We start from the raw sequence: 15,002 nt of genomic DNA, 5'->3' as shown, positions 1-15,002 counted from the left end.
TGAGCGCCCCTTCAGGGGCGCGGGGAACTGCGCGATCAACCACAAACAGCCCGCGGACCGGCTACCACCCGCAGTCCCCCATCGGTTCGGCGCGGTTACACGCACGCCGTGGACGGAACCGGATCCAGTGCACGCACCGGCCGCACACAGCCCACCGGTTCGCCACCGCCGAGCAGCGGCTCGCCAGCGAACTCGGTGAGCAGGCCCGGGTCGACGCCCGCCCGGGCCAACGCGGCGGCGGTGACCGGGACACGGGCCCGGTTCGCACCGTCGGCGATCTTCACCGCCACGGCCCGCCCGTCCGCCAGCGCGGCGACCTGCACGCCCTCGAAGCCGTCCTTGGAGAGCAGCCCGGGCACGGCCCGCATCAGCGCTGCGACGTCCCGGCCGGAGCCGGAGGCCATCTCGGCGTGCTCGCGCATCGCCTCGGCCACCCGGGCCTCGGGTGTACCGGGCGCCGAGGTGGTGACGCGGGCGGTGGCGCGGGCGAGGCCGTGCAGGGAGATGGAGAACAGGGGCGCGCCGCAGCCGTCGACGGTCACCCGGGCGATGCGCTGCCCGGTGAGGTCCTCGACGATCTCGGCGATGGCCTGCTGGAGCGGGTGGCCCGGGTCGAGGTAGTCCTCCAGGGACCAGCCGTTGAGCATGCACGTGTAGAGCATGGCCGCGTGCTTGCCGGAGCAGTTCTGGGCGAGCCGTGAGGGCATCCGGCCCTCCCGCACCCAGGCGTCCCGCACGACCGGGTCGAACGGCATGTCCGGGACGTTGCGCAGATGGCCCTCGGTGAGCCCGGCGAGTTCGAGGATGCGCCGGGAGCCGGCGAGGTGGCGTTCCTCGCCGGAGTGGCTGGCCGCGGTCAGCGACAGCAGCTCGCCGTCGAGCGGGAGCCCGGCCCGCGCCATGGCCACGGCCTGGAGGGGCTTGAGCGCGGAGCGCGGGTAGAAGGCGGCCTCGATGTCGCCCAGCTGGAGTTGTACCTCTCCGTCGGCGCCGAGGACGACGACGGAGCCGTAGTGGATGCCTTCGACGATGCCACCGCGGATGAGGTGGGCGACGGGGGCGTGGACGGGTTCACGGACAAGGGGTGCGTCCGCTGGGGAACTGCTGAACATCACTGCCTGCTTCTCGGGGAGCGGCGCGTCGGTCACGCGTCGGCTCCGGTGGTGGACTTGGCGGCGACACGGCCGCGGATGCCGAACCATCCGACGACCAGTGCACCGACGATCAGCGGCAGGCACAGCACGGTGGTGCGTCCCGCGCCGCCGTCGGCGTACATGAGGACCAGGACGGAGGCGAGGAACGCCAGCGTCACGATCTCGGTCCAGGGGGAGCCCGGGAGCCGGTAGTCCGGGCGGGTCAGCTCGCCCTTCTGGGTCTTCTGCCAGAAGAGGAGGTGACAGATCATGATCAGGCCCCAGGTGGCGAGGATGCCGATCGCGGCGAAGTTCAGCACGATCTCGAATGCCTCGGCGGGCACGACGAAGTTGAGGCCGACGCCCAGGACACAGATGCCGCTGGTGAGCAGGATGCCGCCGTAGGGGACCTGGCTGCGGCTCATCACGGAGGTGAACTTGGGCGCGGATCCGGCCATGGCCATGGAGCGCAGGATGCGGCCGGTGGAGTAGAGGCCGGAGTTGAGGGAGGACATCGCGGCGGTGAGGACGACGAGGTTCATCACGTCGCCGGCGGCCGGGATGCCGATGTTGCCCAGCACGGTCACGAAGGGGCTCTCGCCGGCGGTGTACTTGTTCCACGGCAGCAGCATCGACAGCAGGACGACCGAGCCGACGTAGAACAGGCCGACGCGCCACATGATCGAGTTGATCGCCTTCGGCATGATCTTCTCGGGGTTCTCGGTCTCACCCGCGGCTACGCCGACCAGCTCGACGGAGGCGTAGGCGAAGACGACGCCCTGGATGATCAGCAGCATGGGCAGCAAGCCGTTCGGGAAGACGCCCCCGCCGTCGCTGATGAGGGACGGGCCGGGGCTGTGGCCGTCGACGGGGTGCTGGGTGACCAGCAGGAAGATGCCGATGCACATGAAGAGGACGAGCGCGCCGACCTTGATGATCGCGAACCAGAACTCCAGCTCACCGAAGATCTTCACCGAGATCAGGTTCACGGTGAGGACGACGGCCAGCGCGATGAGTGCGATCACCCACTGCGGGATGTCGGAGAACATGCCCCAGTAGTGGGTGTAGGTGGCGACGGCGGTGATGTCGGCGATGCCGGTGGTCGCCCAGTTCAGGAAGTACATCCAGCCCGCGGTGTAGGCGCCCTTCTCCCCCATGAACTCACGGGCGTACGACACGAAGGCGCCGGAGGAGGGCCGGTACAGCACGAGTTCGCCGAGGGCGCGCACGACGAGGAAGGCGAAGAGACCGCAGACGGCGTAGGCGATGAAGAGGGAGGGCCCGGCGTCGGCGAGGCGGCCGCCGGCGCCGAGGAAGAGGCCGGTACCGATGGCACCGCCGATGGCGATCATGTTGACGTGCCGGGACTTCAGGGACTTGCTGTAGCCGGCGTCTCCGGCATCGACATGGCTGGAACGTTTCTGCACGCCTTCGTGCAGGGACTGCTCACTCACGCCTCGGTTCCGCCTTCCGTGGGGGTGTCCGTGCGGGGGGAACGCACGATGTCGGTGAGGGTCGTCTCGACACGGTCGAGGTGGTGGGCCATGGCCTCCACCGCGTCGTTCTCGGAACCGTCGATCAGCGCCTCGACGATCGCGCGGTGCTCGCGGTTGGACTGCTCGCGGCGGCCGCCCAGCTCGTTGAGGAAGGCGGACTGGCGGGCCAGCGCGTCCCGGATCTCCTCGATGACCCGGCGGAAGACCGGGTTCTGGGCGGCCTCGGCCACGGCGAGATGGAACAGCGTGTCCATGGCGACCCACGCGGTGGTGTCCGTCTCCTTCTCCATCCGGTCCAGGATGTGGGCCAGGTGGTCGAGGTTCTCCGGGGTACGGCGCCGGGCCGCGTAGCCCGCGACCGGGATCTCTACGTGGCGGCGCACCTCCAGCAGGTCGCTCGCCGAGTAGTCGCCGAAGGTGGGGTCCTCGACGGTACTGGCGACGACGAAGGTGCCCTTTCCGGTCCTGGAAACGGTCAGGCCCATGGTCTGCAGCGCTCGCAGCGCCTCACGCAGCACGGGCCGGGAGACCTCCAGGGTGCGGCACAGCTCCGCCTCGGAGGGGAGCTTGTCGCCGATGGCGTACTCACCTCGCTCGATGGCATCGCGCAGGTGCGCCAGCACCGCTTCCATGGCACTGACGCGACGCACAGGCTGTCCGGCTGTCCGGCTGTCTGACAGGTTCACGGGAGTGATACTCCGGGCGACCGGAGGCTGCTGTCAAGAGGGCGCCCCAAAGGGGCGCGGGGAACTGCGCGACGAGCCACGACGGCGCCGCAGCAGACGACGGCGCCTGTCGGCAGAACGCTCAACTGTGCAGGACACCCGTTCCGAGCAGCCCGAACAGCAGCACTCCCACCACGATGCGGTAGACCACGAACGCGTTGAAGGAGTGCTTGGCGACGAATTTCAGCAGCCAGGCGATGGAGGCGTACGCCACGACGAACGAGACGACCGTGCCCACGGCGAGCGGGGCGGCGCCCACCCCCGTGCCCAGGGCGTCCTTGAGCTCGTAGAGACCGGCGCCGGTCAGGGCGGGGATGCCCAGGAAGAAGGAGAGCCGGGTGGCGGCGACGCGGTCCAGATCGAGCATCAGCGCGGTGGACATGGTGGCGCCGGAGCGGGAGAAGCCGGGGAAGAGCAGGGCGAGGATCTGGGAGCTGCCGACGAGCATGGCGTCCTTGAAGGAGGTGTCGTCCTCGCCGCGCTTGTGCCGGCCCATCTGGTCCGCGGCCCACATCACCCCGCTGCCGGCGATCAGCGAGCCGGCCACCACCCACAGTGAGGCGAGCGGGCCCTGGATGAGCGGCTTGGCGGCGAGTCCGACCGCGACGATCGGGATCGTGGCGCAGATGACCCACCAGGCGAACTTGTAGTCGTGGTGGTACCGCTCCTCACGGTCGAACAGGCCCCGCCACCAGGCCGAGAGGATCCGCACGATGTCCTTGAAGAAGTACACGAGTACCGCGGCGATCGCGCCGACCTGGATGACGGCCGAGAACCCGACCACGGCATGGTCGTCGACGGGGATGCCCATGAGCCCCTCGACGATCTTCAGATGGCCGGTGGAGGAGACGGGCAGGAACTCGGTCACCCCCTCGACGGCTCCGAGGACGACGGCCTGACCGACGCTGATGACGCTCATGGGATCCAGTTCTGCTCGGGGGGCGGGAGCGGAGAGGACCGTCTTACTACACGCGGGCGAGAACGGATCTCAGCCACGCGGCCCGTCCGCGCGCGGTTCACATACGCGCGAGCGCGGCCCCCGCGCACGCCGCCCCGAGACCGGCCACCACACTCGCCGCCACATTGACGGCGGCCTGCGGGCGGGCCCCCGTCTCCGCCAGCCGCAGCGTCTCGTAGGAGAACGTCGAGTACGTCGTCAGAGCCCCGCACAGACCGGTGCCGAGCAGCAGCTGGAGGTGTGTGGCAGCACCGGTGAGGAGGCCGAGGACCAGACAGCCGGTGACGTTCACCGTGAGGGTGCCCCAGGGGAAGCCCGAGCCGTGCCGGGACTGGACCGCCCGGTCGGTGAGATAGCGGAGCGGGGCGCCGACGATCGCGCCGCCGATGACCAGCAGCCAGTTCACAACGACTCCTTACCCTTCGTGTCCGTTGTGCCCAGGAGCCGGCGGGTCGACAGGGCCGCGAGCCACACCGCCGCGAGGGCCGCGAGCGGGGTCGCCGCGAGATAGGCCAGGCCGCTGCCGACGTGGCCGCCCTCGAGCAGCTTCCGGATGTCGACCGCGTACGTCGAGAAGGTGGTGAAGCCGCCGAGGACACCGGTGCCGAAGAACGGCCGGACGAGGGGGTGGACGGCCCGGATCTCGGTGATGACCACCATGAACACGCCGATCACGGCACAGCCGGCGATGTTCACCCAGAGGGTCGTCCAGGGGAAGCCACCCGCGGCGGAGGGCCACCACAGGGAGGCCGCGTACCGGGCGGCCGCCCCCGCTCCCCCGCCGAGCGCCACCACGGTGACGACGGGCACCTGGGCGCGCCAGGAAGGCGGGGGTGGAGTGGACACCTGAACACGGAGGCTCTCGGGGGCTGTCACAGGGGTACGTCTCCTACTCGCCGGGGCCCGGAGTCGTGCGGGCGCGTGCCGTCGCAAGTAGGGACCGTTGGCGGCGTCCTCGCCGCGGTTCGGGTACGGCGGGCCCCACCGCCGCGCCGCGAGCGGTGTCGCGGCCGGGGTTCAGGTTAACCCTGTGCGGTGTGCCGGTGTGAGGTCCGGGCGGGTGGCTCCGGTCACTTCGGCGCGGGCGGCTCGCAGACGGCCACGCCGGGCTCCCACAGGCTGCCCAGCACCAGGTGGCCGGCCGCTTCGCACACGCTGGTGACCATGCGGTAACCGGAGCGGCGGCGGGCGAGGTGGTGGACGACACGGCCCTGGTCGTCGAAAGCCAGCACGGCGATCGTGCCGGTGGGGCGGAACGGGGCGCGCACGGCCACGCGGGCGGCGGCTCGGCGCACCGAGGGCGTGCCGCGGTGGAGCAGGTCGAGGGGCGGGACGCGGGGTCCGGCCAGCGCGACCCAGACCGGTCCGTCCGGGGCGCCGCGCCAGAGGTTGTCGGGCATGCCCGGGAGGTTCTCGGCGAAGGGCTCGCTCCGTCCGGCCTCGGGCCCGGTGAGCCAGTGGCGGACGAGCCGGCGGGCGCCGGTCTCGGCGACGACGAGGAAGGACTCGTCGGCGCCGACGGCGATCCCGTTGGCGAACTGCAGCCCGTCCAGCACCACCTCGGGGGTGTCGTCGCCCGGAGCCAGGCGCAGCAGCCGTCCCGTCCCGATGTGCTCGACGATGTCGCCGATCCAGTGCTCCAGGGGGTGGCGGCGGCTGGAGACGGTGAAATAGACGGTGCCGTCGGAGAGGGACACGACGTTGCTGCAGAACCGCAGCGGCTCCCCCGCCACCGAGTCGGCGAGGATGCGGACCGTGCCGTCGCCGGTGTCGACGCGCAGCAGGCCGCGTTCGGCTTCGCACACCAGCAGGTCGCCGTCCGGGAGGAGTTCGAGCCCCAGTGGCCTGCCGCCGGTCTCGGCGATCACCTCGGTACGTGCCGTGACCGGGTCCGCCAGACCGTCAAGGCGGAGGATGCGGCCGTCCGCCACGCCGGTCAGCACACGGCCGCGCGGGTCTGCGACCACGTCCTCGGGGCCGTGACCCATGGCGATGTAGTGGCGTGGGACGAGTGCCGGGGGACGGTCCATGGTGCGCATGCCCTTCATCCGCAGGAGGAGTTACCGCTCTGCCGGGTCGCCTACCAGCCCTTTTCAAACATGCGGGCGACCTCGGCGATCCGCACCTCGTCTCGGTGGTAGTGCACGCGGCCCGCGGACCGGCTGGTGCGCAGCATGCCGGTGGCTTCGAGCAGCCGGAGGTGGGTGACGGCGACCGGGCGGTCCAGCGAGAACCTCTCGGCGACGGCGTCCGCGGTAACCCCGCCCTCGGCGGGGCCGGCTTCCTTCAGCCAGGCCAGGATGCGCAGCCGCGTCTCGTCCGTGGGAGTCCTCAGCATGTCGTGCCCCTGCCTCGCGGCTCTCGCTCTCTTACCGCGTTCTTCCCACTGTCTCGCAGCCCAAGCCGCCGCGTCCGGCAGTCGGCATCGTTGACCGATACCGAACTGCCGTACGCTCTGGCGAAGTTCGGGGCCGGGTTGCCCTGCCCCCGTGAGATCAGCGGTGGCGGAACCAGGACATCGACGAGAGTGCCCGGTCGTCGTAACCGAACAGCGCCTGGTTCTCCCAACCGTTGCCGGAGGAGGCGTCGGTGGGGTCCCAGCCGTTGCCGCCGACCGCGGTCCAGGTGGCCTCCCAGTAGAAGATGCCGAGGCCGCGACCGTTCGGGACGGCCTCCACGATGCTCGCCATGTCGTTCATCCACCGGGTCTGGCCGGCCACGCTCGCCGGATAGCCGGAGACCAGCTCGTCACTGGTGTTGATGATGTTCTCGTGGGAGTCCTCGCTGTCGAGGCGGAACGGGTAAGCCGTCTCGGCGACGAAGACCGGCTTGCCGTAGCGGGAGGCCGCGTCGTCGAGGGTGGTCTGGAAGTCGGCCAGGGTGCCGTGCCAGTAGCCGTAGAACGACAGGCCGATCGCGTCGAACTTCACGCCGTTGGAGCGCGCGCTGTCGAACCACCAGCGGGTGCCCTCCAGGTCACCGCCCTCCGCGAGGTGCAGGGCGACCGTGGTGGACGAGTTGACCGCCTTGACGGCGTCGTAGCCGGAGTTGAGCAGGCCGGCCAGTTGTGTCCAGTTGGAGGTGGATCCCTCGTTCCACAGCATGCCGCCGTTGATCTCATTGCCCACCTGGACCATGTCGGCGGTGGTTCCCTGCGCCTTCAAGGCGTTCAACACGTCGTACGTGTGGTTGTACACGTCCGTCTTGAGTTGACCGTACGAGTGTCCGGCCCAGGCGGCGGGCTTGTCCTGGCGGCCCGGGTCGGCCCAGAAGTCCGAGTAGTGGAAGTCGACCAGCAGCTTCATGCCCTGCGCCTTGACCCGCTTCGCCATGGCCAGGACACGTGCCTTGTTGTTGTAGCCGTCGGCCGGGTTCACCCACACCTTGAGGCGTGCGTAGTTCATGCCGGACGACCTGAGGACGGCCAGGGCGTCGCCGGCCGTTCCGGAGCTGGTGCGGTAGACGCCGCCCTTGGCCTCGCTCTTGGCCAGGGACGAGATGTCGGCACCCTTGATCGACGTACCGGACGTGCCCGGCGTGAAGGTCAGGTCGTCGACATTGATCCAGTTGCCCGCGTTCGCGTCACTGTTGATGCTGATCGTGCACTGGTTGCCGGTCACATTGACCGGCACGACGATCCGGATCCACCCACTGGCCGAGACCGGCAGATCGGTGCGCTGCTCGGCGCCGCCGCAGTTCTTCAGCGCCAGGTACGCGGACTTCTGTCCGCCGCCGGAGCGCACCCAGGCGGTGAGCTTGTAGCTGCCGTTGGTGAGTCCTGACAGGTACTGGTAGGTCTCGGCCTTGTAGGCGGTGGAGGCCCAGTGGCTCAGCCGATGGCTCCCGCCGTGGCCGCCGGCCTCGACGAACGAGGCGCCGGTGTCGCCGTACTCGGACCAGCCGCTGGGCGTGGCCACGCCCGAACCGTCGGTCTCGAAGCCGCCGTTGGTGAGGGTGCTCGCCGCCTGGGCGGTCTGGGCGGGAAGGGCGGTGAGGGCGAGCCCCGCGGCGAGCGGGAGCAGCAAGGCTCTGAGCGTGCGTCTGGGATGGAACATCGTCGTCCGTCGTCCCTTCGACGTCGGGGATGGGGGCGCTCCTCACCGGGGGGCTGGTGAGGGGCCCCTCCGCCCGCGGCTCGTGGGCTCGCGCGGGCGGAGGGAGTCGGTTCAGCCGTCGAGCCGGACGACCCGGACGGCTCCGGCCGGGACCGCCAGGCGGCCCGCCGCGGGTTCACCGGTCAGCAGTTCGGTGCCGGGGGTCTCCAGCGGCACCTTGGCGTCCGAGCCGGTGTGGTTGAAGGCGAACAGATAAGTGCCCGAGTCGCCGGAGCGGCGCACCACTTCGACGTCCCGGGGCAGGTCGGCGCGCGGGGCGAGGCGCGCGTCCTCGACCGCCCGGCCGAGCAGCGTGTCGAGGCCGTCGGTGCCGAGCCGGGTGGAGACGTACCAGGCGGTGCCCTCGCCGAGGCGGTGCCGGGTGACGGCCGGGCGGTCCGCGGTGAGGCCGTCGGCGTACGTCCAGACGGTCTCGGCGCCGCGCGGCACCACGAACTCGGTCCACACATCGGCGCCCAGCTCCGAGCCGTCGGGGCCGGTGACGCGGACCCGTTCACCGGGCAGCAGCGGTGAGAACTCCTCGACCGTGAGGCCGAGTACGTCCCGGAGCGGGCCCGGGTAGGCGCCCTCGTGGACGGCGTCGTGCTCGTCGACGATGCCGGAGAAGTACGAGACGACCAGTGTGCCGCCGTTCTCGACGTAGGCCTTGAGGTTGTTCCCGGCCGTCTCCGTCATCAGGTACAGGGCCGGTACGACGACAAGGGGATACCTCGACAAGTCGGCTTCCGGGTGGGCGAAGTCGACGGTGAGGTGGCGGTCGTAGAGGGCCTCGTAGAAGGCGTCGGCGCGTTCGCGGGCGTCGTGGTCCTCGCTGGGGCGCCAGTCGAGGTTCTGCGCCCACCAGGAGTTCCAGTCCCACAGCACGGCCACGTCGGCCTCGGTGCGGGTGCCGCGGATCTCGCTCAACGTCTCGACGGCCGCGCCGAGCTCGGTGACCTCGCGCCAGACGCGGGTGTCGGTGCCGCCGTGCGGGAGCATCGCCGAGTGGAACTTCTCGGCGCCGCGCCGGGACTGGCGCCACTGGAAGAACATGGCGCCGTCGGAGCCGCGCGCCACATGGGCGAGGGAGTTGCGGGCCATCTGGCCGGGGGCCTTGGCGGGGTTGCGGGGCTGCCAGTTGACGCCCGAGGTGGAGTGCTCCAGGAGCAGCCAGGGGGCACCGCCCGCGACGGAGCGGGTGAGGTCGGCGGCCATCGCGAGGTTGACGTGGGTGCGGCGGCCGTCGGTGATCAGGTAGTGGTCGTTGGTGACGATGTCGACCTCGCGGCCCCAGGCCCAGTAGTCGACGGAGTCGCACTGGCTCAGGGCCGTCATGAAGTTGGTGGTGACCGGGACGCCCGGTGAGAGGCGGTGCAGGATGTTCCGCTCCGTCACGAAGTTCTCGCGCATGGTGGCGTCGGCGAACCGCTTGTAGTCCAGCGCCTGGCCGGGGTTGACGGACGTGGGGGTGAGCCGGGGCGGGTTGATCTGCTCGAAGTCCGCGTAGCGCTGGCCCCAGAAGGCCGTGCCCCAGGCCTCGTTGACGGCGTCGACCGTGCCGTACGTCGCCGCGAGCCAGCGGCGGAAGTGCGCGGCGCACCCGTCGCAGTAGCAGGCCGAGACGGGGACGCCGTACTCGTTGTGCACGTGCCACATCGCCAGGGCCGGGTGGCCGCCGTAGTGCTCGGCGAGCTTGGTGGTGACGGCCGCGGCGGCGGAGCGGTAGTCGGCGTTGCTGTGGCAGATCGCGGCGCGGGAGCCGAACTCGTGGCGCACACCCTCCGGCGTCACGGGCAGGGCCTCGGGGTGGGCGCGGTAGAACCAGACCGGCGGGCAGACGGTGGGCGTACCGAGGTCGACACGGATGCCGTTCTCGTGCAGCAGGTCGAGCACGCGGTCGAGCCAGCCGAAGTCGTAAACGCCGGGCGACGGCTCCAGCAGCGCCCAGGAGAAGATCCCGACGCTCACCATCGTGACGCCGGCCTCCCGCATCAGCCGGACGTCCTCCTGCCAGACGCTCTCCGGCCACTGCTCGGGGTTGTAGTCCCCGCCGAAGGCGAGCCTGGTGAGGCCCCTGGGGGTGGTCTCCGGCATGGACTCCGGCATGGATGGTCTCCCGGTCGATCGATCAATTGGGAACGTGCACACACAGCGGCGCAGTGCGGAGCCCAACATAACCGCACAGCAACAACCATTGACAAGTGTCCGGGAAGTTTCTCTACTGTGAACGCTCACAGAAGCATGGCAGGTCCCCGCAGCAGGCGAGGACCCCAGGTCAGGGGAGAGATCCATGCCGTACACGAAGCGCCGCCGCCTCGTGAGAACCGCCGTCGCCGTAGCACTCGGCGCCACCACACTCGCCGCCTGCGGCACGGAAGACGCGGACAGCGGGACCGAGTCGGGCCCGGCCTCGCTGACGTACTGGACGTGGACGCCCGGCATGGACAAGGTCGTGGACCTGTGGAACAAGGGCCCGGGCAAGAAGGACCAGATCACCGTCACGGTGAAGAAGCAGGCGTCCGGCGACACGCTGGTCACCAAGATCCTCACCGCGCACAAGGCGGGCAAGGCCCCCGACCTGGTGCAGGCGGAGTACCAGGCGCTTCCCACTCTGGTCAGCAATGACGCGCTGGCGGACATATCGAAGAACGTGGGCGACGCGAAGGGCAGCTTCGCCGACGGCGTCTGGCAGCAGACCACGCTGGGCACGGACGCCGTCTACGCGGTCCCGCAGGACATCGGGCCGATGATGTTCTACTACCGCGAGGACCTGTTCAAGGAGTACGGCCTGACGGTGCCGACGACCTGGGACGAGTTCGCCGAGACCGCCCGCAAGCTCAAGGAGGCGGCACCCGACAAGGACCTGACCACCTTCTCCGCCAACGACTCCGGCCTCTTCGCGGGCCTCGCCCAGCAGGCGGGCGCCAAGTGGTGGACGACCTCCGGCGACCAGTGGAAGGTCTCCATCGACGACGCCGCGACGCAGAAGGTCGCGAAGTTCTGGGGCGGCCTGGTCGAGGAGGGTGCCATCGACAACCAGCCGATGTACACGCCGGCCTGGAACAAGGCGCTCAACACCGGCAAGCAGATCGCCTGGGTCAGCGCCGTGTGGGCACCGGGCACGCTCACCACCGCCGCTCCCGACACGAAGGGCAAATGGGCCATGGCCCCGCTCCCCCAGTGGTCCGCGAGCGAGACCCGCACCGGCAGCTGGGGCGGTTCCTCCACCGCCGTGACCACGGACTCCGAGCACCAGGCGGCCGCCGCGAAGTTCGCCGCCTGGCTGAACACCGACAGCGAGGCACTCAACGCGCTGGCGAAGGAGAGCGGCATCTACCCGGCCGCCACGAACGCCCAGACCAGCGGCGCCTTCCTCAAGCCGCCGGCCTACTTCTCGAACCAGGCCGACTTCTACACCAAGGCCGCCGACATCGCCGAGACCACGGCACCGTCCGCCTGGGGCCCGAACGTGAACGTCGCCTACACCACCTTCAAGGACGCCTTCGGCGCCGCCGCGAAGAACAAGTCCGACTTCGGCGCCGCCCTGAAGAAGATGCAGGACAGCACCGTCGCCGACATGAAGAAGCAGGGCTTCGAGGTCGCTCCGTGAAAAGCACGGCACGCCGGCGGTCGTACGGGGTCAAGGGGGCCCCGTACGCCCACCCGTCTCGCACCACCACCCTCAAACGAGCGCGAAGCGCCCCCTATTTCTTCCTCCTCCCCGCGGCACTTCTCTTCACCCTGTTCTTCGCGCTGCCCATCGGCTACGCGGTCTGGCTGAGCTTCCACAAGGTGAAGGTGTCCGGCCTCGGCCTCGGCTCCGGCGCCCGCAAGGAGGTCTGGGCCGGTCTGGAGAACTACACCGACGCCCTCACCGACAGCGAACTGCTGCACGGGACCCTGCGCGTGCTGGGCTACGGCTGCATCGTCGTACCCGTCATGCTCGGCCTCGCCCTGCTGTTCGCGCTGATGCTCGACTCCGAGAAGGTGCGGCTCGCGCCGTTCACCCGGCTCGCGATCTTCTTGCCGTACGCCATCCCCGGTGTGGTGGCGGCGCTGCTGTGGGGCTTCCTGTACCTGCCGGACGTGAGCCCCTTCTACTTCGTGCTCGACAAGCTGGGCATGCCGCAGCCGGACCTGCTGGACGGCGGGCCGCTGTTTCTCGCCCTCTCCAACATCGCGGTCTGGGGCGGCACCGGCTTCAACATGATCGTCATCTACACCTCGCTCCAGGCGATCCCGGCGGAGGTGTACGAGGCGGCGAAGCTCGACGGCGCCACCCCCACGCAGATCGCACTGCGGATCAAGATCCCGATGGTGGCGCCCTCGCTGGTGCTGACCTTCTTCTTCTCGATCATCGCCACGCTCCAGGTCTACAACGAGCCGACCACCCTCAAGCCGCTCACCAACTCCGTGTCCACGACGTGGAGTCCGCTGATGAAGGTGTATCGGGACGCGTTCGGCGACGGTGACATCCACGGGGCCGCGGCGCAGGCCGTGATCATCGCCTTCGCCACGCTCCTGCTGTCCTTCGGCTTCCTGCGAGCCGCGAACCGTCGTCAGAAGCAGGAGGCAGCTCGATGAGTTCCCTTGCCGTCCCGAAGGCCCAGCCGGTGGCGGGCAGCACCTCAGGCAGCGACCAGGGCCGCCCGCCGCTGCGCCGCCGCATCGCCCTGATCCCGACGGTCACCCTGCTCCTGGGTGCGGTCTACTGCCTGCTGCCGGTGGCCTGGGTGGTCATCGCGGCCACCAAGTCCGGACATGAGCTGTTCTCCACGTTCACGTTCCTGCCGGGCTCGGGATTCGCCGACAACGTCCGGGACCTGAGCGCCTACCGCGACGGCGTGTACTGGGCGTGGATGGGCAACTCCGCCCTGTACGCCGGGCTGGGTGCCCTGCTGTCGACCTGCGTGTCCGCGATCAGCGGCTACGCCCTGGCGACCTACCGCTTCCGGGGCCGCGAGACGATCTTCAACGTGCTGCTCGCGGGCGTGCTGATGCCGCCGGTGATCCTGGCCGTCCCGCAGTACCTGCTGCTGGCGAAGGTCGACCTCACGGACTCGTACCTCTCCGTGCTGCTGCCGCAGATCCTCTTCCCGTACGGTGTCTACCTCGCGCGGATCTACGCCGCCGCCGCGGTACCCGCCGACGTGGTCGAGGCCGGGCGGATGGACGGGGCGAGCGAGTGGCGGATCTTCACGCGGATCGCGCTGCCGATGATGATCCCCGGCATGGTGACGGTGTTCCTGTTCCAGTTCGTGGCGATCTGGAACAACTTCCTGCTGCCGTACATCATGCTCAGCGACGACGAGAAGTTCCCGATCACGCTCGGTCTGTTCACGTTGCTGGAGCAGGGCGCCAACTCGCCGGCGCTGTACACGCTGGTGATCACGGGCGCGTTCCTCGCGGTGTTCCCGCTGGTCGCCCTCTTCCTGGTCATCCAGCGCTTCTGGAGTCTGGATCTGCTCTCCGGAGCCGTAAAGTCATGACCATGAACGCTGCGGGAGGCAGGCGCAGGCCGCCCACGATCCACGACGTGGCGCGCGAGGCGGGGGTCTCGCGCGGCACCGTCTCGCGGGTACTCAACGGCGGCCACTACGTCAGCCCGGCCGCCCAGGAGGCGGTCAACGCGGCCATCCGCAGGACGGGTTACGTCGTCAACCGGCACGCCCGCTCCCTGATCACCGGGCGGTCCGACTCGATCGGCTTTCTGCTCACGGAGCCGCAGGAGCGGTTCTTCGAGGACCCCAACTTCAATGTCCTGCTGCGCGGCTGCACCCAGGCGCTGGCCGCGCACGACATCCCGCTCTTGCTGATGCTGGCGGGCACCGAGGACGAACGGCGGCGCATCACGCGGTACATCACCGCCGGGCACGTCGACGGGGTGCTGCTGGTCTCCAGCCACTCCGGGGATCCCGTCGCCGAGCAGCTGCGCGGGGCCGGGGTGCCGCTGGTGGCGTGCGGGAAGCCGATCGGGCTTGCCTCCAAGGTGAGCTACGTGGCCGCGGACGACCGTGACGGCGCCCGCGACATGGTGCGTCATCTGCTGTCGCTCGGGCGGCAGCGGGTGGGCATGGTGACCGGTCCGCTGGACACGCCGGGCGGTGTCGAGCGCCTCGCGGGCTACAAGGAGGTGCTCGCGGACACGGGCCTGGAGTTCGACGAGCGGCTCGTCGTCTCCGGCGACTACAGCCGGGCCAGCGGCGAAGCGGGGGCCGAGCGGCTGCTGGCGCAGGCCCCGGACGTGGACGCGGTGTTCGTCGCCTCGGACCTCATGGCACAGGGCGTGCTGGCGGCACTCCAGCGGGCGGGGCGCCGCGTGCCGCAGGACGTCGCGGTCGGCGGCTTCGACGACTCACCGGCCGCGCTGGGCGCCGTCCCGGAGCTGACGACCATCCGGCAGCCGTGGGACCGCATCAGCGCCGAGATGGTGCGGGTGCTGCTCGCACAGATCGGGGGCGAGGATCCGGCGGCGGTGATCCTGCCGACGGAATTGGTGAAGCGGGAGTCGACGTAGGCTCCGGCTCCCCGTAAGGACACCGCGAACGACGCCACTCCATGCACAGTCATTGAACCTCGGACCGGTGTACCGTTCG

General features: G+C 70.0%; 14 protein-coding genes. 4 read left to right on the top strand and 10 right to left on the bottom strand.

Annotation, left to right across the window (positions count from 1 at the left end; genetic code table 11):
- Positions 1–95: 95 nt before the first annotated feature.
- From AC07DF_RS19930 to AC07DF_RS19885, 10 genes are all read right to left on the bottom strand, one after another.
- The gene (locus AC07DF_RS19930; protein WP_478972766.1) at positions 96–1,112 is read right to left on the bottom strand and encodes an asparaginase; all 1,017 of its coding nucleotides are present in this window, start codon (positions 1,110–1,112) and stop codon (positions 96–98) included.
- A gap of 32 nt (positions 1,113–1,144) precedes the next feature.
- On the bottom strand, positions 1,145–2,587 hold the full coding sequence (locus AC07DF_RS19925) for an amino acid permease (RefSeq protein ID WP_478972560.1): 1,443 nt from the start codon (positions 2,585–2,587) through the stop codon (positions 1,145–1,147).
- Positions 2,584–3,261, bottom strand: coding sequence for a FadR/GntR family transcriptional regulator (locus tag AC07DF_RS19920; RefSeq protein WP_478972557.1), 678 nt, complete (start codon positions 3,259–3,261; stop codon positions 2,584–2,586). The genes AC07DF_RS19925 and AC07DF_RS19920 overlap by 4 nt, the downstream gene beginning before the upstream one ends.
- Before the next feature lie 175 nt (positions 3,262–3,436).
- Positions 3,437–4,273, bottom strand: coding sequence for an undecaprenyl-diphosphate phosphatase (locus tag AC07DF_RS19915; RefSeq protein WP_478972554.1), 837 nt, complete (start codon positions 4,271–4,273; stop codon positions 3,437–3,439).
- 97 nt (positions 4,274–4,370) lie between these two features.
- Positions 4,371–4,718 carry a fluoride efflux transporter CrcB gene (crcB, locus tag AC07DF_RS19910; protein WP_478972551.1) on the bottom strand — a complete coding sequence of 116 codons (348 nt, stop codon included), beginning with the start codon at positions 4,716–4,718 and terminating at the stop codon, positions 4,371–4,373.
- Positions 4,715–5,188 carry a fluoride efflux transporter CrcB gene (gene crcB / locus AC07DF_RS19905; protein ID WP_478972548.1) on the bottom strand — a complete coding sequence of 158 codons (474 nt, stop codon included), beginning with the start codon at positions 5,186–5,188 and terminating at the stop codon, positions 4,715–4,717. Before crcB (AC07DF_RS19905) ends, crcB (AC07DF_RS19910) begins: the two co-directional genes overlap by 4 nt.
- Positions 5,189–5,382: 194 nt before the next feature.
- Positions 5,383–6,342: an SMP-30/gluconolactonase/LRE family protein gene (locus AC07DF_RS19900; protein ID WP_478972763.1), complete on the bottom strand. Its 960-nt coding sequence runs from the start codon at positions 6,340–6,342 to the stop codon at positions 5,383–5,385.
- 50 nt (positions 6,343–6,392) lie between these two features.
- A complete protein-coding gene (locus AC07DF_RS19895) occupies positions 6,393–6,650 on the bottom strand; it encodes an ArsR/SmtB family transcription factor (protein WP_478972545.1) in 258 nt (85 codons plus the stop codon).
- 157 nt (positions 6,651–6,807) lie between these two features.
- Positions 6,808–8,367 carry a glycoside hydrolase family 53 protein gene (locus tag AC07DF_RS19890; protein ID WP_478972542.1) on the bottom strand — a complete coding sequence of 520 codons (1,560 nt, stop codon included), beginning with the start codon at positions 8,365–8,367 and terminating at the stop codon, positions 6,808–6,810.
- Between the two features lie 111 nt (positions 8,368–8,478).
- Positions 8,479–10,500, bottom strand: a complete 2,022-nt coding sequence (locus tag AC07DF_RS19885; protein WP_478972760.1) for a beta-galactosidase — start codon at positions 10,498–10,500, stop codon at positions 8,479–8,481.
- 196 nt (positions 10,501–10,696) lie between these two features.
- Here AC07DF_RS19885 and AC07DF_RS19880 point away from each other — a divergent pair, with 196 nt between their 5' ends.
- Genes AC07DF_RS19880 through AC07DF_RS19865 form a run of 4 tightly spaced genes read left to right on the top strand, consistent with a single transcriptional unit; the run spans position 10,697 to position 14,923 of the window.
- Positions 10,697–12,016, top strand: coding sequence for an ABC transporter substrate-binding protein (locus tag AC07DF_RS19880; RefSeq protein ID WP_478972540.1), 1,320 nt, complete (start codon positions 10,697–10,699; stop codon positions 12,014–12,016).
- Complete coding sequence (locus AC07DF_RS19875; protein ID WP_478972537.1) at positions 12,013–12,990, top strand: carbohydrate ABC transporter permease; 978 nt, start codon at positions 12,013–12,015, stop codon at positions 12,988–12,990. The genes AC07DF_RS19880 and AC07DF_RS19875 overlap by 4 nt, the downstream gene beginning before the upstream one ends.
- Positions 12,987–13,895, top strand: a complete 909-nt coding sequence (locus AC07DF_RS19870; RefSeq protein WP_478972534.1) for a carbohydrate ABC transporter permease — start codon at positions 12,987–12,989, stop codon at positions 13,893–13,895. The genes AC07DF_RS19875 and AC07DF_RS19870 overlap by 4 nt, the downstream gene beginning before the upstream one ends.
- Entirely contained in the window at positions 13,892–14,923 is a 1,032-nt protein-coding gene (locus tag AC07DF_RS19865; RefSeq protein WP_478972531.1) for a LacI family DNA-binding transcriptional regulator, read from the top strand. The genes AC07DF_RS19870 and AC07DF_RS19865 overlap by 4 nt, the downstream gene beginning before the upstream one ends.
- The last annotated feature ends 79 nt before the right edge of the window (positions 14,924–15,002 follow it).

The organism is Streptomyces sp. NPDC044719 (genome assembly GCF_056433405.1).
The sequence above is the reverse complement of the archived record's forward strand: the minus strand, read 5'-3'. Positions and strand labels throughout refer to the sequence as shown.